General features: G+C 48.9%; 19 protein-coding genes. 14 read left to right on the forward strand and 5 right to left on the reverse strand.

Going from position 1 to position 19,435, the window contains the following annotated elements:
- Positions 1–264: 264 nt before the first annotated feature.
- The 8 genes from Q4579_RS13460 to Q4579_RS13495 all read left to right on the forward strand — a co-directional run bounded on the left by Q4579_RS13460 (position 265) and on the right by Q4579_RS13495 (position 7,944).
- Positions 265–1,545, forward strand: coding sequence for an ABC transporter substrate-binding protein (locus tag Q4579_RS13460; RefSeq protein ID WP_303564951.1), 1,281 nt, complete (start codon positions 265–267; stop codon positions 1,543–1,545).
- Positions 1,546–1,694: 149 nt separating this feature from the next.
- Positions 1,695–2,615, forward strand: a complete 921-nt coding sequence (locus tag Q4579_RS13465) for a carbohydrate ABC transporter permease (RefSeq protein WP_303564952.1) — start codon at positions 1,695–1,697, stop codon at positions 2,613–2,615.
- Positions 2,612–3,469, forward strand: coding sequence for a carbohydrate ABC transporter permease (locus Q4579_RS13470; protein WP_303564953.1), 858 nt, complete (start codon positions 2,612–2,614; stop codon positions 3,467–3,469). Before Q4579_RS13465 ends, Q4579_RS13470 begins: the two co-directional genes overlap by 4 nt.
- Positions 3,470–3,474: 5 nt before the next feature.
- The gene (locus tag Q4579_RS13475; RefSeq protein WP_303564955.1) at positions 3,475–4,581 is read left to right on the forward strand and encodes an ABC transporter ATP-binding protein; all 1,107 of its coding nucleotides are present in this window, start codon (positions 3,475–3,477) and stop codon (positions 4,579–4,581) included.
- A gap of 166 nt (positions 4,582–4,747) precedes the next feature.
- On the forward strand, positions 4,748–5,089 hold the full coding sequence (locus Q4579_RS13480; RefSeq protein WP_303564957.1) for a hypothetical protein: 342 nt from the start codon (positions 4,748–4,750) through the stop codon (positions 5,087–5,089).
- A 161-nt stretch (positions 5,090–5,250) separates the two neighbouring features.
- On the forward strand, positions 5,251–5,850 hold the full coding sequence (locus tag Q4579_RS13485) for a pentapeptide repeat-containing protein (protein ID WP_303564958.1): 600 nt from the start codon (positions 5,251–5,253) through the stop codon (positions 5,848–5,850).
- Between the two features lie 670 nt (positions 5,851–6,520).
- Positions 6,521–7,213 (forward strand): carbonic anhydrase, encoded by a 693-nt coding sequence (locus Q4579_RS13490; protein ID WP_303565046.1) that lies wholly within the window; start codon positions 6,521–6,523, stop codon positions 7,211–7,213.
- Between the two features lie 479 nt (positions 7,214–7,692).
- Positions 7,693–7,944, forward strand: coding sequence for a hypothetical protein (locus Q4579_RS13495; RefSeq protein WP_303564959.1), 252 nt, complete (start codon positions 7,693–7,695; stop codon positions 7,942–7,944).
- A gap of 216 nt (positions 7,945–8,160) precedes the next feature.
- On the opposite strand, the gene Q4579_RS13500 is transcribed toward Q4579_RS13495, so the two are convergent.
- The 5 genes from Q4579_RS13500 to Q4579_RS13520 all read right to left on the reverse strand — a co-directional run bounded on the left by Q4579_RS13500 (position 8,161) and on the right by Q4579_RS13520 (position 13,102).
- Positions 8,161–9,120 (reverse strand): TDT family transporter, encoded by a 960-nt coding sequence (locus Q4579_RS13500; RefSeq protein ID WP_303564960.1) that lies wholly within the window; start codon positions 9,118–9,120, stop codon positions 8,161–8,163.
- Positions 9,121–9,723: 603 nt separating this feature from the next.
- Positions 9,724–10,377: a lactate utilization protein gene (locus tag Q4579_RS13505; protein ID WP_303564962.1), complete on the reverse strand. Its 654-nt coding sequence runs from the start codon at positions 10,375–10,377 to the stop codon at positions 9,724–9,726.
- Positions 10,374–11,822 (reverse strand): LutB/LldF family L-lactate oxidation iron-sulfur protein, encoded by a 1,449-nt coding sequence (locus tag Q4579_RS13510; RefSeq protein WP_303564963.1) that lies wholly within the window; start codon positions 11,820–11,822, stop codon positions 10,374–10,376. Before Q4579_RS13510 ends, Q4579_RS13505 begins: the two co-directional genes overlap by 4 nt.
- Positions 11,815–12,582, reverse strand: a complete 768-nt coding sequence (locus Q4579_RS13515; RefSeq protein ID WP_303564964.1) for a (Fe-S)-binding protein — start codon at positions 12,580–12,582, stop codon at positions 11,815–11,817. Before Q4579_RS13515 ends, Q4579_RS13510 begins: the two co-directional genes overlap by 8 nt.
- A gap of 187 nt (positions 12,583–12,769) precedes the next feature.
- A complete protein-coding gene (locus tag Q4579_RS13520; protein WP_303564966.1) occupies positions 12,770–13,102 on the reverse strand; it encodes a YegP family protein in 333 nt (110 codons plus the stop codon).
- A 627-nt stretch (positions 13,103–13,729) separates the two neighbouring features.
- On the opposite strand from Q4579_RS13520, the gene Q4579_RS13525 reads away from it, so the two are divergent.
- The 6 genes from Q4579_RS13525 (at position 13,730) to Q4579_RS13550 (ending at position 19,337) form a co-directional block, all read left to right on the forward strand.
- Positions 13,730–14,434: a dienelactone hydrolase family protein gene (locus Q4579_RS13525; RefSeq protein WP_303565048.1), complete on the forward strand. Its 705-nt coding sequence runs from the start codon at positions 13,730–13,732 to the stop codon at positions 14,432–14,434.
- A gap of 73 nt (positions 14,435–14,507) precedes the next feature.
- A complete protein-coding gene (locus tag Q4579_RS13530) occupies positions 14,508–14,822 on the forward strand; it encodes a YbjQ family protein (RefSeq protein ID WP_211651228.1) in 315 nt (104 codons plus the stop codon).
- 125 nt (positions 14,823–14,947) lie between these two features.
- Positions 14,948–16,354, forward strand: a complete 1,407-nt coding sequence (locus tag Q4579_RS13535; protein WP_303564968.1) for a DNA-3-methyladenine glycosylase 2 family protein — start codon at positions 14,948–14,950, stop codon at positions 16,352–16,354.
- Positions 16,351–16,842, forward strand: a complete 492-nt coding sequence (locus tag Q4579_RS13540; RefSeq protein ID WP_303564969.1) for a methylated-DNA--[protein]-cysteine S-methyltransferase — start codon at positions 16,351–16,353, stop codon at positions 16,840–16,842. The genes Q4579_RS13535 and Q4579_RS13540 overlap by 4 nt, the downstream gene beginning before the upstream one ends.
- 140 nt (positions 16,843–16,982) lie before the next feature.
- The gene (locus tag Q4579_RS13545; RefSeq protein WP_303564970.1) at positions 16,983–17,330 is read left to right on the forward strand and encodes a hypothetical protein; all 348 of its coding nucleotides are present in this window, start codon (positions 16,983–16,985) and stop codon (positions 17,328–17,330) included.
- A gap of 288 nt (positions 17,331–17,618) precedes the next feature.
- Positions 17,619–19,337 (forward strand): hypothetical protein, encoded by a 1,719-nt coding sequence (locus Q4579_RS13550; RefSeq protein ID WP_303564971.1) that lies wholly within the window; start codon positions 17,619–17,621, stop codon positions 19,335–19,337.
- Positions 19,338–19,435: the final 98 nt, after the last annotated feature.

The following is a 19,435-nucleotide window of genomic DNA, read 5'->3' on the forward strand; positions in this document are numbered from 1 at the left end:
TGTCTCGCATCTTTCAATCGGGATGAAGCCGGATTGTTTTCTTTCGCTTGAGTCCTGCCTCTCGTACTGATCTCACACTTCTGATCATTTTATTAACAATCTATCTTGTTGCTTTATCAGGTAAAAAATTCGCGCGTTACTGGGGTGTTACGTTCGGGTTGCCTTTTGTTACAGTGCGGCTTCCTGGCTTCAGTAGACTCTTCTTCACTGGCGACATTCACCCTACACGCCAGATAAAAATGGATAACAAGGAAGAAGTTCAACATGAAAAAGCAACGTACCTCTGCTCAGAAACAATCTGTGTTTAAAAAATCACTGCTTGCAATTACGTTTGCCGCTGCGACGTCTGTGGCGCATGCCGGTGAAGTTGAAGTCCTGCACTGGTGGACTTCCGGTGGTGAAGCAAAATCGGCCGCTGTGCTGAAGCAAATGCTCGAAAACCAGGGCGACAGCTGGAAAGATTTCGCCGTTGCCGGAGGGGGTGGTGAAAGTGCGATGACGGTTTTGAAAACCCGCGCAGTTTCCGGGAATCCGCCTTCTGCGGCACAGATCAAAGGCCATGATATTCAGGAGTGGGGTGATCTGGGTTTTCTGACCTCGCTGGATGATGTGGCAAAAGCGGGTCACTGGGATGACATTCTGCCGTCTGTGGTCACCAAAGTTATGAAATATGACGGGGACTATGTCGCCGTACCGGTGAACGTTCACCGGGTGAACTGGCTGTGGGCAAACCCAGACGTATTCAAGAAAGCAGGCACCTCAGTGCCGACGAATATGAAAGAATTCTTCGCTGCAGCAGATAAGATCAAAGCCGCGGGCTTGATTCCGCTGGCACACGGCGGGCAGCCATGGCAGGACGCAACCCTGTTTGAAGCTGTGGCGCTGGATGTACTGGGTTCTGAAGACTACAACAAAGCTTTTGTCGATTTAGATATGAAGGTACTGTCGGGCCCGAAGATGGTTGAAACCTTTGCAACCTTCCAGCGGATACACAATTACATCGACGAGAACTCTCCGGGCCGCGACTGGAACATTGCGACCAATATGGTGATCAATGGGGAAGCCGCGATGCAGATTATGGGCGACTGGGCGAAAGGCGAGTTTGCTGCTGCCGGTAAAACACCGGGTCAAGACTACATTTGCGCCCCGGCACCGGGCACAGCGAATCAGTTTACGTTCAATATTGACAGTTTTGCCTTCTTCAAACTGAGCAATCAGGACAACCAGGTCGCGCAGAAACATCTCGCGAAAACCATTCTGGATAAAGATTTCCAGGAAGTGTTTAACCTGAACAAAGGGTCTATTCCTGTTCGTCTGGACATGAATATGGACAAGTTCGACCAATGTGCACTGGATTCCATGAGCACGTTCAAAGCCTCTGCGAAAACCGGCGATCTGGTCCCGAGTATGGCGCACGGTCTGGCAACGACCAGCTATGTTCAGGGGGCGATTTTTGATGTGGTCACGAACTTCTTCAATGATCGCTCAGCTGATCCGAAACAAGCCGCGCAACAGCTGGCGCGTGCGGTGAAAGCTGCCCTTTAATCTTTGAGCGGGCCGGAGACTGGCCCGCTGTTTTCTGGTCAACAGACCTTCATTCGCATTTCATGGATCTCACCGTTCAGCAATCGTGCTGCGACTTGCAGCGGCCAGAGATCACCCGAAAGAAATTGAATTGATTTCAAGGACGCACTATGGAGCACACTTTGTCGCTGTTCAAGCAGAAAGCGACCCGTCCAACCATGGCTGACCGATTACAGCGATGGCTGCCGAAGATCGTCATGGCACCAACCATGCTGGTGACTGTGGTCTGCATATATGGCTTTATGCTCTGGACTTTTTATTTGTCGCTGACGAATTCCCGTTTTCTGCCAAGTTTTAACTTTGCAGGGTTACTGCAGTATGAAAAATTGCTGGACAATGACCGGTGGATGACTTCTGTCACCAATCTGGGCATTTTCGGGCTCATGTTTATGCTGATCGCGATTGTGCTGGGTGTTGCGCTGGCGATTTTGCTCGATCAGAACATTCGTCAGGAAGGCGCGATCCGCACGATTTATCTGTATCCGATGGCCTTGTCTTTCATTGTGACGGGGACGGCCTGGAAATGGATTTTAAATCCCGGTCTGGGGATTGAAAAACTGATGCATGACTGGGGATTTACGGACTTTCAGTTTAACTGGCTGGTCAGTCAGGACATGGCGATTTATACCGTGGTGATTGCTGCGGTCTGGCAATCTTCCGGCTTTGTGATGGCGATGTTTCTGGCAGGATTAAGAGGCATTGATTCCTCTATCATCAAGGCGGCACAGATGGATGGTGCCAGCATGCCGGCCATTTACTGGAAAATTATTCTGCCTTGCCTGCGCCCGGTCTTTTTCAGTGCAGTGATTATCACCTCGCATATTGCCATCAAGAGTTTTGATCTGGTGACGGCGCTGACAGCGGGGGGACCGGGTTACTCCTCAGACTTACCGGCACTCTTTATGTATGCCCATTCATTTACCCGGGGTCAGTTAGGTCTTGGTGCGGCCAGCGCCATGATGATGCTGGCAGGCGTTCTGGCGATTCTGGTGCCGTATCTTTACTCGGAATTGCGGGAGAAGCAGTCATGAATCAGCATTTCACCTTCGGTCGTCTGGCCATCTACAGCGGACTGCTCTTCTTTTGTGTGGTGTACCTGATGCCGCTCTTTGTCATGGTGATCACGTCATTCAAAACCTTGCCGGATATCAAAAGCGGTAACCTGATGTCGCTGCCACAGGAATGGGTGGGTTATGCGTGGCAAAAGGCCTGGTCTGAAGCCTGTACCGGTGTCAGCTGTGATGGGATTAAAGGTTACTTCTGGAACTCGTTCCGGATGGTGATTCCAGCGGTTGCGATTTCAACCTTGCTGGGGGCGTTCAACGGTTACGTGATCAGTAAATGGCAGTTTCGCGGTTCTCAGTTATTTTTCAGCTTACTGCTCTTTGGCTGTTTTATTCCGTTTCAGGTGATTCTGCTGCCGATGGCGGCACTGCTCGGGAAACTGGGATTAGCCAATACTACAGCCGGTCTGGTGACGGTCCATGTGATCTACGGTCTGGCATTTACGACGTTGTTTTTCCGAAACTTTTATGTGGGCGTGCCGGATGAACTGGTCAAAGCCGCGAAACTCGATGGCGCGGGATTTTTCACGATTTTCTTCCGGATTCTGCTGCCTTTATCCACGCCCATCATCATGGTGACCGTGATCTGGCAGTTCACCGCCATCTGGAACGATTTTCTCTTCGGTGTGGTGTATTCCGGGGCTGAAACCCAGCCGATTACTGTGGCCCTGAATAATCTGGTGAACACCAGTACCGGGGTGAAGGAATATAACGTGGATATGGCCGCAGCCATTATTGCAGCACTGCCAACGCTGCTGGTGTATGTGTTGGCCGGGAAATATTTTGTACGCGGTCTCACCGCGGGATCAGTGAAAGGATAATCAGCATGGCAACACTCGCTCTCAAACATATTCGTAAAACCTACCGCAACGCTGACATCGAGACGCTGAAAGGAATTGATATCAGCATCGACTCCGGAGAATTTCTGATCCTGGTGGGACCTTCCGGATGTGGTAAATCAACACTCATGAACACGATTGCGGGTCTGGAAGATATCACCGCCGGCGAGATTCTGATTGATGGTGTGGATGTGGCACAGGTGGCCCCGAAAGATCGGGACATCGCCATGGTGTTCCAGTCGTATGCGCTTTATCCGAACATGACAGTCCGCGACAATATCGCGTTCGGTCTGAAAATCCGCAAAATGGAAAAAGCTAACATTGCGCAGGAAGTGGACCGTGTGGCAGCGATGCTGCAAATCGATCATCTGCTGGATCGCAAACCCGCCCAGTTGTCCGGTGGGCAGCGTCAGCGTGTGGCGATGGGGCGTGCGCTGGCTCGGCAGCCTAAGCTGTATCTGTTCGATGAACCGCTGTCGAATCTGGATGCCAAACTGCGGGTTGAAATGCGCACACAAATCAAACGGCTGCATCAGCAATTGGGCACCACCATTGTTTATGTCACTCATGATCAGATTGAAGCCATGACGCTCGCTGATCGCATCGCGGTGATGAAAGACGGTGAACTGCAGCAACTGGGGTCGCCCAAAGAAATCTATAACCAGCCCAGCAATATGTTCGTTGCCGGTTTTATGGGCTCGCCATCCATGAACTTCATTCATGCCACGGTTGATCTGGATGGGCAGAATCAGCCTGTCGCAGTCGTCAGGGTTGGTGAGCAGTCACATGCTTTACCCTTACCGGCGTCTCTGCGCGAGCGGGACGGACAATCGATCGTGATTGGTCTGCGTCCGGAAAACATCACGGAGCAGGCGGTTGAGAGCGAGCTCATGGCCCGTCTGCCGCTGACGATTGATGTGCTCGAACCGACCGGGCCGGACACCATTGCCATGGTGACATTGAATGGTCAGGAAGTGGCGTGCCGTATCTCACCGGATTTTGAGGCAAAAGCTGGGGAAACGCTGCCATTGTCTGTCGATCTCTCAAAAGCGGTCTTCTTCGATGCGACCACGGAGCAGCGCATCGTGATCTAGCGGAGGCGCTTCATCGGAATGGCCAGCTCACCCGGTTTCGTCGGGTGGGCTTTTTTTGAACATGCGATTGAGACCTGCACTTTCAGACGAGATAACTGATTGAAATCAATCTGATTCAGCTATAATCCCGGACTTTGAAAACACACGAGTCAAAAAAGGAGATGAAATGAGACTGTTATTGGTTTTACTTGCAGGATTCGTATCGATGTCTGCAAATGCAGTGAATATGAACTTTGTCGGTTCAGGGGTTTCAACAATCAAGGTACTTCACTCGTACTCTGAATATGGTGGCGGAGATGTGTATTTTACGCTGGCAGAACCAGAAACCACTGCCTGTCCAAACGGATACTGGCTGCGGAAAACCGATCCTGGTTTTGAAGCGAATTTGTCGATGGCAATTGCGGCATACCATGCAAAATCTTCTATCGAAGCTTACGGGCTAGCTGACGAACTTTGGTCAGGGTCTGAAGGGAAATATTGCCGATTATATGCCATCAGTTACCGTTAATGTTTTCCGGTATTCCTGAGTTGATCAAGCCTGCTGCGAGATAGATTTAGGGCAGGTTTTTTTGATACTTTCGCTTTTGGGACTCAGAGAAAGCTCCGCTGTACCGGATTCGTAAAAGTGCTAAACTGGCGGCTTGTCAGTTCATTCAATGAGACAGTATTGTGCGGGAAATTGAGGATTATCAGCAATATTTTGATGAAACGTTTGAAAAGCTTTCATTATCCTTTTCAGAGTTGACTGAGATTGAATTTGAAGATTGCGAATTCACGGACTGTAATTTCTCTGAATCGACCCTGAAGTACTGTAAGTTTATTAACTGCTATTTTCATCGCTGTAACCTGAGTTTAATCCGGATCCCGCAATCCCGCTTTTTTGATGTCACCTTTGTTGAATCCAAACTGGTGGGGGTCGACTGGACGCAGGCGCACTGGCCATCGTTTAATGTGGACCATGAGCTGCGATTCAGAAACTCAATCCTGAATGATGCGTCTTTTTTCGGACTGACGCTGAATGAACTGGAACTGACCGAATGTAAACTGCACGATGTTGACTTCAGAGAAGGCGACTTCAAAGCAGCGAAAATGACCTTCTGTGATTTTACCCACAGCCTTTTTATGCGCACCGACCTGCGTGGTGCCGATCTCACCGAATCGACCCAGTACCATATTCATCTACTGGAAAATCAGGTTGAAGGTGCGAAATTCTCCCGCTTCGAAGCCCTGAACCTGCTCGAAAGCCTCGGCGTCGAGCTGGTGGATTGATGACTGGCATGAAATTGCACTGGGTTGTGGGGGGGTAGCGTTTGACAGTCGGTGTCACCTACGTCTCCCCTGAGGCCTTTTCAGGCATTGTCAGTTGGTTATGTTGCTCTTGATTCTGATAAAGCCAAAACTGGTGATACAGTTCCTGCTGGCAGCGACGAAAGCGATGCAGGTGATCGCACACTTCCATAAGAGGCGCTGCACATGTCCCTAAAGGGACAGTGAACTGTGAGATGAGACGACCCAGGAGACTTTATGTTAGACGAACAGATCGGCGGGCGAGAGTGACATCTGTCTGCACGATAAGATTCAGAATATTCTGGCTTGAATAAAACTCAAAAATAAAATTGATACAAAGTCGATTGATCATTCTTTTTGAATTCAATGTCGATTGGTGTTTGTCAGCGTTTTGCAAAAATTGATGATGAAAAAAAATAGTTACATATTTTTCTTTGATGTCGGACAAAAACTAACAATTCATTGAATGATTTGATAGCGCGGCTCTGATTAGGATGAATTCGTTTTATCGATTGTTCAGTCTTATTTCAAATATTCAGTGAATGTTTGTGGGTGAGGCTGTTTTTTACTTTGAGGTTTATTCAAAAGGTTCAGTATGGAAAAGAAACAACTGATTCAAGTGATTGGCATCGTTTTTGGGTTACAGGGAGCGATGGTTGCCCACGCTTCAGAATCTGAATGGGGTTATGAGGGAAATCAAGGGCCGGAACACTGGGCTGCCTTAAGCGGAGATTACAGCACTTGCGACACCGGGAAAAATCAGTCGCCGATTGATTTAACAGCGACGGTTGAAGGAAAACTGAGCCCATTGTCGCTGCATTACCAGTCCTCTAAAGCCAGCGTGATTTATAACGGCCATACGGTTCAGGTGAATTATGCGCCGGGCAGTTATATCACTTTAGATGGGCAGCAATTTGAATTAAAACAATTTCACTTTCACACCCCGAGTGAAAATCAAATTCATGGGCGCTCTTTCCCGCTGGAAGGTCATTTCGTACATGCCGATGAACAAGGCAATCTGGCTGTGATTGCCGTGATGTTTCAGGAGGGCTCAGAAAATCAGATGCTCGCCACGATCTGGTCACAGCTGTCCCGCACGGTGGGTGAAACGGTCGCATTGTCGCAGCCTGTGGATGCAAGCCAAATCCTGCCGGCGCAGCAGGATTACTATCGCTTCAGTGGTTCTTTAACTACACCACCGTGTACGGAGGGCGTTCGCTGGATGGTGATGAAACAACCGCAAACTATTTCGTCTGCGCAGGTGGCAACCTTCCAAAAATTATTGGGTCACAGTAATAACCGGCCAGTTCAACCCCTGAATGGTCGGGTCGTTGTTTCGTCGTAAATGGCAGCCATGTTTTTCTTTGTGCCCTGAATGCTCAGGGCACTTTCAATCCACCGTGAAGTGAATCGCAATATTATTAATAAATTTATTTATTTTATTTCTATTTTGAAAATATCTCGTATAGATTACAGTCTTGCTGATCTTAATATTTTCGTGAATAGCCCAGACACTTTTTTAATTTTATTCTCTGTCACGGAAAGTTGAGTAAACGATGCAAACTTATCTTATTTCCTCTTTCAACGGAAAACCCTCCCGTTTATTGGTTGAGTCAACACAGGTTGGACCGATGAAGTCTCTGCTGCAAATTCAATATACCCATTCGAAATATTTTAATGCTTACATCGGGGGAATCTGAATCCTTCAGAAAATTCCGGGGGAAAATTTATATCGTCGGTACACTCTTTGTAGAGAATCCAGTGCTCTCCATTGATTGGTTTGGAATGCCGGATAGAAAAAATGATCATGAAAAAGGAAAAAGGATGAATACTTATCATATTTATATCAAAGGTGAGTGTGTGACTTTGGTTGATGTGAATGCGCCAACGTTTCGGGAAGAAGAAAAGCAATTGTTTGAACAAGGCTTTGAACTTGATTTCCGGGGGATGAAGGCGAATAACACCCGGGAGGCGCTGGAGAAATATCATCTTGAGGATGAATTCAATCCACATGAGTGTGCCACTTTAGCCGTGATTGACGCGCTGACGATGCCAATCCAGACGTCAAGAGACTGACAGAGAACACAGGTCAGATGCCCAGAGGCACTGGCAGCCATTGAACTGTGGCTGCCAGGTTTCATTCCAGAGTCGGACGCTTTCAGCCTCGCTCTGGCACAAAATCGTGGTTAGGGCTGTCTGGGCGGCTCGATCAAGCGGCGGCAGGTTCAACGCAATCCGCAACGGTTTAAAGATGAATTCAATGAAAAAGGCCCGAAAGAGCCTTGATGTTTACTATTTGGCCTGAAGCGGCTCGCGAATGTAGCAGTTCCAGTAATGGATGGCATAGTTGGTACCCACCCACAGAACCAGCAAGGTTGCGACCGTGATTTCAAATACGCCGGTCAGGTTCAGATACTTGGCCAGTACATGATCAGCCGGCAGCCACTCTGTGAGCCGGTACATCGCCACTGCACTGATGACCGACGGGAATGTGATGGCCGCCATCGAAGGCTGGAATCGGTATTTGAGGATATCGATGTAGCACAGGTAAACAAAGATCGTCATGGTGATTGCGATACCGGCCAGTGCGCCCGTCAGAATTGGATCGGGTTGCGTCAGGTTGGTCAGGTAAGCTGTCAGAGACAGGTTCACCGGCGCGGCCATGATGGTGAGTGTCGGTCTTGCCACACGGGGCAGTCTTCCGGCAAAGCACAGGCGGTATAACACAACGGGCAGCATGAAAAAGTAAATCGCAACGCAGGCGTTGGTCATAAAAATTGAAAACTCAGCATATCCCAGCTGAGAGCCCGCCAGCGTGCCACTGATTGCGCCAACCGGGTAGAGAAACCAGCTCGGATACAAGTGAATCAGTCGGAACTGGTTTAACTGAAATTTGAAAAAGAGCACCATCATGGTGAAATGCAGGCCCAGGGCCGGATACCAGATCAGTTTCGCGCTGGCCTGATGGATACCGGCCAGATAATCCGCGAGCACCAGCATGGTCATCGAAATCGGCGCCATCAGACTGCCATATAAGGGATGCCGCAGGTCGCAGAGAAACAGACTCGGATTGAACAGGTATTTCATGATCACCGGTATCAGCAGGCAGGCGCCCACCCAAGCGCAAATGGCGCGAATATGGCCCCCGACTTCGGGGTAGAACAATGACCAGGCAAGACCGGTGCCCGTGATGGCAAGCGCTAATGCTGCCTGGGCGGTTGGGACTTGAATAAATGCTCTGCCAAGTGTCACTCTGTTTCCTCACAACTGATTGGATAGTCAAAAGAACGGATCTTACACGAAATGATTGCAAAATGATTCTGACTTGTGAATCTCGTCGCAAAGCAATCCGGAGTGACGGAGGGCTGAACGCGGGCTTCTCTTTTGTGACCTGAAGCATCTTTTTTAGCTAAAGAATCGGCCGACAAAGTTGCGAAATACAGGATTTGATACCATAGTAATAGTGAAGTGTGCGAAGTGAGAGAGTTTCATGCTCTAGCTTCTGGAGGATTAAGCTGTTCTTCGACTTTCTTGGTTTCCATGCTTCAAGGTTGTATCCGGCTTCAGAGGGCACAACCGCAAAGGCACTAAGCCCGTGAAAACTTAGTGTTACAATTTGGAAAGCAACATCACAAAAATTGATACTTCTTCGCCAAGAAAGCATATAGCTCGATTGAAAAATATTGACGATTATCGAGTCCGGCATACTCAACGTAATGAGTGGCGAAGCCCCCGTTAGAAAGGCCATCAGTGTGCTGAGTAGGTAGACTGAGGCAATAACGAAAACAAGCCGCACGCAACGTGCGGCTTTTCTTTTGCCTGCCTGGCTGGAAATGCATGATGAAGCCGCTGTTTTTACCGATCAGTCAGCACGATGACGATCAGTTGCCGGGGACCATGGGCACCATACGCCAGCGTTTGCTGAATATCGGCTGTTTTTGACGGACCGGAAATCAGCACCACATTGGTCGGCAGCCTTTGGTGCCAGTCTTGCGCTTGTATCAAACTGGCAAAGTTGTCGGCAATGTCAGACGCGTTCACCAGTGCAATATGGCAAGGTGGCACCAGAGACAAAGTCCGGGGCTCATTCGAATCCGGCCAGAGAACCAGCGTCCCCGTGTCTGCGATAGCCGCATGGGTATGTGTGATACCCACATCGATTTCAGAGAATAAAGTCTCCTTCCAGCGCTCAATCGGCTGCGTAAACGGCACAACGTCTGCCGATTGACAGCCTTCACGAATTTCCGTCAGATATTTTCCCTGTGTGCCTGTGGCGATCCGGGGGGTTGCCATGCTTGTGACAATGTCACGTACCTGTGATTGCAGGTCTGCTGTTTTACACCGGTGAACCTGCGCGTGGCTGGCGGTGAGCTGTGTACAAAACCGCGCCAGACGCGTGGATTCGTCAGGTGCCAGCCAGGGGGAATAAAGGGGAGTGGGCTTGTCCGTTTCCCCCGATTTTTTTCCTGCCCGCAGTTTTGCCAGAATGGCATGTCTGGCCTGACTCATGATGACGCTCCCTTGCGTTTTCGTTTCATTAGATGGTGTAAGCTCTTGGTCGCGGGTTTTGGCGCTGTGCGGCATTGGGTCCAGTGGCCCAGTTTGTCCGGAATCCATTGATTGACCTTCCCCGCAGCCCAGGTGCCTGCGTGATATAAAGCAGGATGGGTGGCCGCCAGCGCAAAGCTTTTCATCATCAGGGCTTCTGAGGTACTGGCGGCCGCCTGCTGACCTTTCAGGGGGTCATGGCCAGAATCTGGTGGTTGTTTTGCTTCGTGCCGGAGTCGCTGCAGCAGAGATGGGATCGGGATCCGCACCGGACATACTTCGCCGCAGGCACCACATAAAGTGGACGCAGTGACTAAATCCTGCGTTGCTGCGAGGCCGAGCAAATGAGGGGAGATAATTTTGCCGATGGGGCCGGGATAGACGGTTCCGTAGGCATGTCCGCCAATCCGGGTATACACCGGGCAGTGATTCATGCATGCGCCGCAGCGAATACATTGCAGCGTCTGCCGGGTTTCTTCATCCTGATAGGCCTGAGTCCGTCCGTTGTCCAGCAAGATCAGGTGCACCGCTTTCGGGCCATCCAGCTCGCCCGGTTTTCTTGGCGAGGAAATCATATTGAAATACGTTGTAATTGCTTGCCCGGTCGCCGAACGGGTCAGCGCACTGTAAAGCGGCGGGACATCGCTGAGATACGCCACCACTTTTTCGATGCCGGTAATGGCGATGTGAATGTCAGGCACGGTTGTACACATGCGGCCGTTGCCTTCGTTTTCTACCAGACAGAGCGTGCCGGTTTCGGCGACGGCAAAATTGACGCCGGAGACACCAATCTGCGCGGTCCGAAACTTTTCCCGCAGTTGCTGGCGACCGGTCTGAATCAGCGTGTCGACATCTGTGGTCGGTGTGAAGTGGGGCAGATGCTCAGAGAAAGTGTCACTGACCTGCTGCTTATTTTTGTGAATGGCCGGCATGATGATGTGAGAGGGCGTGTCGCCATCCAGTTGGATAATGTATTCGCCCATGTCACTTTCCAGACAGGTGATCCCATGATTCGCCATTTCATGGTTCAGATTGATTTCCTCACTGACCATGGACTTGCCTTTGATCATCAGCAGCGGATGATCGGAAGGCGAAGCTGCGGCCTGAGCAATGGCGAGAAAAATCGCATTCGCATCGGCAGCATTTTCGGCCCAGTGGACCTGAATGCCATTGGCGGTACAGTTCGTTTCCAGTTCTTCGAGCAAATCAGGCAGATGGCTTAAACAGCGCTGTCGAATGGCTTGTGCACAATCACGGATGTCAGCTTCTTCTTTCGGGTCGGCAAAGGCAGTGCGTCTTTTCTCCTGCAGATAGTCCATGGCGCCGCGAAAATTCTGACGCAGTTGCGGATCGGCTAAGGCATCAGCAGCCTGTTGATGAAACTTTTCCGGCTGATATTTACTCATGGGCACCACCGGTCCGGCTGAGCAGGAAACTGGCCAGATGCTGCCCTTGTAACGGATTGTCCTGATAGGACAGTGCGCCGTTGATATTCAGCAGACATCCCCAGTCTGCACTGACAAGATGATCCGCATGCGTGTCGCTCAGATGTCGGGTCTTATCTTCTACCATGGCCTGACTGATTTGGGGATGACGAACGGAAAAAGTCCCGCCGAAGCCGCAGCACTCACTTTCGTAAGCCTGTTGACGGACTTCGATTTGTTGCAATTGTGCCAGCAACGCGCCCGCAGTGAGGTGAACCTGCATTTCACGCCGCGCGGCGCAGGAGGTATGCATCACCACGGAAGCCGATGTCCCGCTGTCCTGCCACTGGACCCGGCACACCTTGACCAAAAACTCGGTCAGTTCAAACACCCGGTCACAAAATTGCGCGACCTCTTTCTCCCGTGCCGTGTTTTGAAACAGACGCCGGTAATGGTGGTGCATCATGCCACCGCAGGAACCGGACAGGACGATCACCGGCCAGGGCTCCGGAAATAAATTCATCTGACTCAAAGCAACCTGACGCGCTTCGTCATTGTAGCCACTGCTGTAGGCGGGCTGTCCGCAACAGGTTTGTTTGGGGACATATATGACTTCAATGCCTTCACGTTCAATCAGAGTGATGGCATCCAGCCCGGCTTGCGGGTCAAACAGATCCACCAGGCAGGTCGCATAAAGGTAGACTTTTTGTGGTTTTGCAGGATAAAGGCGATGAATCTGCACGATGGGCGCTCCCTGAACAACATGCGGTCACATGACTGACTCGATTGTGAATTGTTGGAATGATGTTAACGCTTCGTTGGCATGGCAAATAGAGAATGAATGAAAAAGATTGATTCCAAATTTGCAGGAATAGACATTTTCCCTGACGAGTCAGTCAGGGAAAATGCACCGGATTGGTTATGTGCGCTCAGACAGTCAGATCTTTAATCTTGTCGGTCGGCCCGTTTTTCTGCACCGACTTGATCCCATTTTCTGCTCCTGATTTCGATTGATACATTTCACTGCTGCCAATGATTTGGTGGTTTTTGGCTTTCAGATTGAAGTGGAATTGGCCGTTTGCGGCTTCTTTCAGGTCGTACAGTCCGGCATCCGGGGAATTGGTCTGAACGGACTTGATTCCGTTTTGTGCGGCAGCCTTGGTGGTATACATCTCACTTTTAAGGATAACCTCGCCATTTGCGGCTTTCAGAACAAAGTAAATCTGATCATTTTTTGCTTTTTTCAGCTCAAAACTGCCCATGTCCAACTCCTTGTTGTGTCGTGAATTTAGATCAAGATTAGTCTTGTTTTTACAAAAGAGTGTGAGATTTGTCTGAAGACATGATCTTGTCTGTTGTCACAGACAGCATTGTTGTTTCCGGCTTCAGTTGAAGCAGAACGGGTGTTTGCGTGAAGTGTGATGAATCCTTCCGGCACCTTTCCAATCGCGCTGGATGACAGAAAAGCCTGAAATTGCTGAACCTGAACCATGGTTTTTTCAAAACAGGCGGAGTCGTTTTCACAGACTGCTGTGTGCGGCGCGCTACACAAAGCCACTTTAAATCTTTATAAATCAATTACTTATGAATTTTTATTTTAGACGACGTTTGATGAAAAATCGATGTGGTGAAGATTTCGACAATCGAAAACTGAAATGCGAAATTGGTCTTAATGCTGTTTGCATTTTTTAAACGACTGTTTTGGAAAGAGTAAATAAGTTTATCCACAAAAACGGTGGGTAACTTTAAGGGCGTCGATTTCTTCAGTGGTTAAAAAAACACCGGTTTTGATGGCTGTCCTACACTTGAGATCTGTCGTTTTTCAATCAGATGGGGAAATATTCATGAAAATGGCAAAAACGGGATTTGCGATGACAGTGCTGGCCGGGATGATTTCAATACCGGGCATGGCGGCTGAAGGAAAAGCTGTTCAGTATCAGGTCGATGGTGCGGCTTATGAAGGGTACTTTATCTCACCGAAAAATAATGCACCGCTGGTGCTGATGATTCACGACTGGGATGGCTTGACTGACTACGAGGTCAAAAGGGCTCAGATGCTGGCGGATAAGGGCTTCTCGGTTTTTGCGGTGGACCTGTTTGGCAAAGGCATCAGGCCGGACAAAGTTGAAGACAGAAAAAAACTGACGGGTGAGCTCTATCAGAACCGGGAGAAGATGCGCAAGCTGATGCAAGGGGCCATCGCGGAGGCGAAGCGTCTGGGCGGGAATGTGTCCGATGCCGTTGCCATGGGGTATTGCTTTGGCGGAGCTGCCGTGCTGGAGCTTGCCCGATCCGGGGCGGACATGAAAGGCTTTGTGTCTTTCCACGGTGGGTTGGATACACCGGCCGGGCAAAACTACAGCAAGACGCAAGGGAATGTGCTGGTCTTTCACGGGGCTGCTGATACCGCAGTGCCGATGTCGGATTTTGTCAGTCTGAACCAGTCTCTTGAACAAGCCGGGATTGAAAATGAAATGATTGTCTACAGTGGTGCACCCCATGCATTCACTGTGTTTGGCTCCGACCGGTATCGTGAAGATGCTGACCGTAAATCCTGGCAGCGGTTTCTTGAATATCTGGATGAAGAACTATAATTCAACAGACTGATAATCATAAACATTCAGGGCGGCACACAGGTGCCGCGCTTGAGAGATTAGGGGACTGTTTATGCTTTGTGTAACGACACCGGACGTCGCGCATCGTCCGATTCGGGAAGTGCTGGGGACTGTGAGCGGCAGCGTCGTGCAATCCAAACATGTTGGCCGCGATATCATGGCTGGATTCAAGTCCATCTTTGGCGGAGAGATCCGCGGTTACACCCAAATGCTGGTGGAAGCCAGAGAAGAAGCCATGCACCGGGCCATTGCGGAAGCAGAGCATATGGGAGCGGATGCGATTGTGAATCTGCGTTTTACCACCAGCACCATCATGCAGGGTGCTTCTGAAATTCTGGTGTATGGAACAGCGGTAAAACTAAGCTGACTGTTTTCCTTGGATTGAGTTCCGATTCTGGCTAGTTTTCACTGGTCAGCAGCGTACACTGAGCACATGAATGAAGTCACGCCAACAAGCAATGGCGTGCAGATGGACTTTGACAGGCTCAGTGTATGGATTTATCACCCACCCAGTGTCAGCAGGCAAGGCTGGCAAAAGACCCGCGTTACGATGGATTATTCTTTACGGCAGTGAAAACCACCGGGATTTATTGCCGGTCGATTTGCCCTGCACCCGCGCCGAAAGAAACCAATGTGGAATATTTTCCAACCGCCATTGAAGCCGCTCAGGCCGGTTATCGTCCTTGCCTGCGGTGTCGTCCGGACAGTGCGCCGGGTTCCCCGGCCTGGATGGGCACAGGGGCGACAGTGAAACGTGCCCTGAGATTGCTGGATGAGGGCACGCTCATGCATCAGTCTCTGGAAAATCTGGCGGAACGTCTGGGCGTCACGGATCGTTACCTGCGTCAGTTAGTCACCGATGCCACGGGCCTTTCGCCGAAAGCATACAGCCTGTATCAGCAATGCCTGATGGCGAAAAAACTCCTTCATGAAACTCAACTGCCGATCACGCAAATCGCTTATGCGAGTGGCTTTCACAGCGTCCGTCGGTTCAATGACTGTTTTCAGAAACAGTTCAATCTGTCGCCCTCGCAACTGCGTAAGCAAGGAAAAGCTGATCAGCCACTGGGGCAGGGGATTCAGCTTCAGCTTGCGTATCGCCCCCCTTATGACTGGAAACAGGTGCATGGCTTTTATGCCGCCAGATTAATTCCCGGTCTGGAATGGCAGCAGGAAAATAGCTATGGCCGGACATTTTCTTCGCGCGCCGGGACGCCGGAACAACATTATCAGGGGGAATTTACGGCTACGCACCGCCCGGAAAAATGTTGTTTCGACGTGACGATTCAGATGGATCAGTTGAGTGGTCTGATCCCGGTGATTCAAAACATCCGGCGTTGTCTGGATCTGGATGCAGACAGCGATCGGATCGCAGATGCAATTCGGCGGGCGATGGCATCAACCGGCACATCAGAGGTTCAGTCTGGCATCCGGTTGCCCGGGATCTGGAGCCCGTTTGAAGCCGGGATTCGTGCGATTCTGGGTCAGCAGGTTTCTGTCAAAGCGGCCCGAAACCTGGTCGAAAAACTGGTGAAACTGAACCCGGACAGTGGTGAAACGCAATTGTTTTTCCCCTCGCCACAGCAGGTGCTGGCGGCAGATTTGCAGCAACTCGGCATGCCACAGAAGCGGCGTGAAACCTTACAGCACTTTGCCCGCTTTGCGCAGTCGCATCCTGCAGGTTTGGACGCGCCGGAAAAAGAAGTGTTGGCCCTGCCGGGTATTGGCCCCTGGACACTTCACTATATGCGGATGCGTGGCTTGAGCGACCCGGATATTTTTCTGTCGGGAGATTTGGGGGTGAAAAAAGCGCTGGCACAATGGGAACATCCGGTCGAAGAAACAGCCGCCGCCCCTTGGCGCAGTTATCTCACTTTGTATTTATGGAGCATGTTATGAAGTCTCAAACGTCAATTGCATCCCCGCGATTCCGGCAGTTGGTTGATACCCCGATCGGCTGGCTGGCGGTTGTTGCGGATGAATCGGCAATTCTCACCATTGAATTTGATGCCACAGAAAAGCCAGAGGATATGGATAATGCAATCACCCAAGCCGGGGTTCAGCAGCTCACAGAATACTTTGCAGGTCAGCGAACAACGTTCGACTTGCCGTTGAACATGCCTGGCACTGATTTTCAGCAGGAAGTTTGGCAAACCCTGACTGCCGTGCCATTTGGGGTGACTTGCTCTTACGCCGACATTGCCTCACGCATTGCGCGTCCGAAAGCCGTCCGGGCTGTGGGCGCAGCGAATGGCAGAAACCCGATTCCAATTGTGGTGCCTTGCCACCGGATCATCGGCAGTTCAGGCACACTGACCGGCTATGCCGGGGGGCTGGATAAAAAACAATGGTTGCTGGCACATGAAGGACTGACTGTGAAAAAGTAAGCAAATTTACAATGTAAATAGGGCGCAGCGCGCCCTGTTTGGCTTTCCGAACCACAGAAACATCCCCACCTTACTCCCAAGGTTCTGATTCCCCGCTTCAAAAAATGAGAAAATTTTCTAACTTTTGAGAAAGCAGACGGTTGATTTCTGAAGATCATGTTTACGCATCTAAAATTGGCAATAAAATATTAAAAATCATGCTGATTACTACCGCGATCTTCATGATTCCTGCCGTTTTTATCATTGGTGCTTCTGCATTAGTCGGATTTGGTGGCCTTGGGGTGACTTGGCTGTTATTAAGCCAAACAAATTTAGATAAGTACCTGCTGTCACAGCGAATCAGTCATATTCATGATATTTTCTTTTTGAGGGAGCATGATGACTCTGATGAACCCAGAGACTGGTTTGTTTTATTTCACCGCTACTCCAGTTTTCAAGAAGTTGATGAAGATGAAATAGAATTAAAAAATATAAATTTTTTTCAATAAATATATTTTGTCCGAAAAGAAAGAAAAAGGATATCATTGAAAAATTGAATATATTCTTTCCATATGGATTTATTTCGAGCGGTAAGAAAGATATTTTTGATGATTTGAACGAATATACAGTGCCAGATGATATTCAAGCTTTGGCAGCCCAAACATCGCCGTATTGTGATGAGATGGAAAAAATACCGCAATAAAAGGAGAAATAAATAGACAACTGATTTCATTTTTTGGTTCTGATAGTCGCTTTAGAAAGGCGTCTCTCTGTGTTCGGATGATCCCTCCGTTGCTATGATATTACTGATTTTATTCATTATTGGGTCTGTGTACCTGTTTGTGGCCATGATCGCTGGGTTGGTCATGGATGGATGTGAAAAGCAGAAAAGGATTTCAAAACTCGCAAGAAAAAGGCACAAAGTTCATTTGTCTACTCAGCAGATGAAACTGTTGAAGAAAATTTATCAACAAAAATTCAGGGACAATCGAGTGATTGCGCTTGAAGGACCATTGCACAAAACGTATTCAACTGTGTATATGGATGATTTGAAGTTGAACTCTGTGTACTGGCCTGAATCGGGAATTCCGACCGTTGTTTCCGCCGAAGAAACGGAAGCGTTTGATTATGCTGAAAAGCAACCGTTTCACATCGAAGGTGTATTTTTTAAAAATGAATTCTACGTGACTCGAATAGATGATTTCGATATTCTCGAGTCATTGTTTGCCTATTTTTCTCTGCCAGAAATCAAGAACAATCATCCTTGGTTGTTGGAGATGATTCTATTTTCAGGCGTTGTCGTATTATTCAATATTCTTGTATTCGCTGTCATGACATACTACGACTCACCGGACTTCTTATTTTTGTGTAATGCAATTGGCATCATTTTTTTATTGTGGGTGTCGAAAAAAATAACCACGCAGCACGTTATTTATGAGTTGAATGGGAAGTTTTGTCCTGTTGGAAGAACGGATGGCTATTTATTTTCAAGCCCTGGTGAAATCAATGGCTTTCCGATAACCGCTAAGAACTTTGAATTTAAAAAAGATCAGAATTATACCGTCCATGGTCATGTGGTGTTTCAGCCAGAATATCATATTCAAGTTCAATCGGTTAATCATCAGCCCCTTCATGTGTCTTCAGCAGAAACCAAGAAAAACCTGCGCTGGGGAATGTTGATCTGGTTTGTGTTGGGCTATGTCTTGGTTCTGATGACAGATCGGTTTTATCAGTCTGCGGTTTATCGGGATTATGCACGCATTGTTAATTTCCATGAAAATTACCAGATCCTGAATACGATTGACCCTCAGCAGTTATCCACTTTTGATTCAGGAGATACGATTCAATTTGAAGGGGTTTATTTTTCTCCCGGAAATCGTCCCGGCATGTTACGGGCCACCAGTGAAATTGATATGCTTTTGGTTGAGCAACTGTCGGAGAACCTCTTCAGCGAAGTTTGGCAGACCATTCCAGCGCACCTGCGTCGGGAAAGTTTTGATTTCAGAACGATCAAATCTCTGTTGAGAGGGAAGGACAAGGTTGAAAAACAGAAAGTGGACCTTGAATCTGAACTGATTGCAGCAAAAGAAAAAGTGTTATCCCAGCCTTATATCAACATTGATATTGGCGAACGAAAATTTGATATAAAACCCTTGTCGCTGAAAGCACTTCAGGCCAATGCGTTCCATTTCTCAGAAAATCAACTGGTTCACTCGAATGCGCTGTACACGAGAATCCGGCAGTTGGTCACTCAGTATTTGTACGGTTCCAAACAGACGATGCAGGCATCGGTCAGTTTTTTCCTTACCGATGAGAAAACCCTGGTTGTGTTCATTTATCATCTGGAAAAAATTCCGCCCGAATTCAGTTATATCAAAGTGAATCTGAGTATGCATCGTTTCTGGATTGTATTTTGTAGCCTGATTTTTTTGGGAACCGTCTATGTGTACTGGCATACGGAAGACGACGAGGATCCACAGAATGAGTCAAAAGAACATGACTTTTCCAGTGAGTAAATTTTGATTGATTGCTGTTCCTTTGATGATGGATTTCTTGCCTCGATTTACTTTGGCATTCATAGGACTGGAACCGTGTGCTTTATCGTTTTTCGTTA

Origin of the sequence: Photobacterium sp. 1_MG-2023 (genome assembly GCF_030547945.1) — a bacterium.
In the GTDB taxonomy this organism is placed as follows: domain Bacteria; phylum Pseudomonadota; class Gammaproteobacteria; order Enterobacterales; family Vibrionaceae; genus Photobacterium.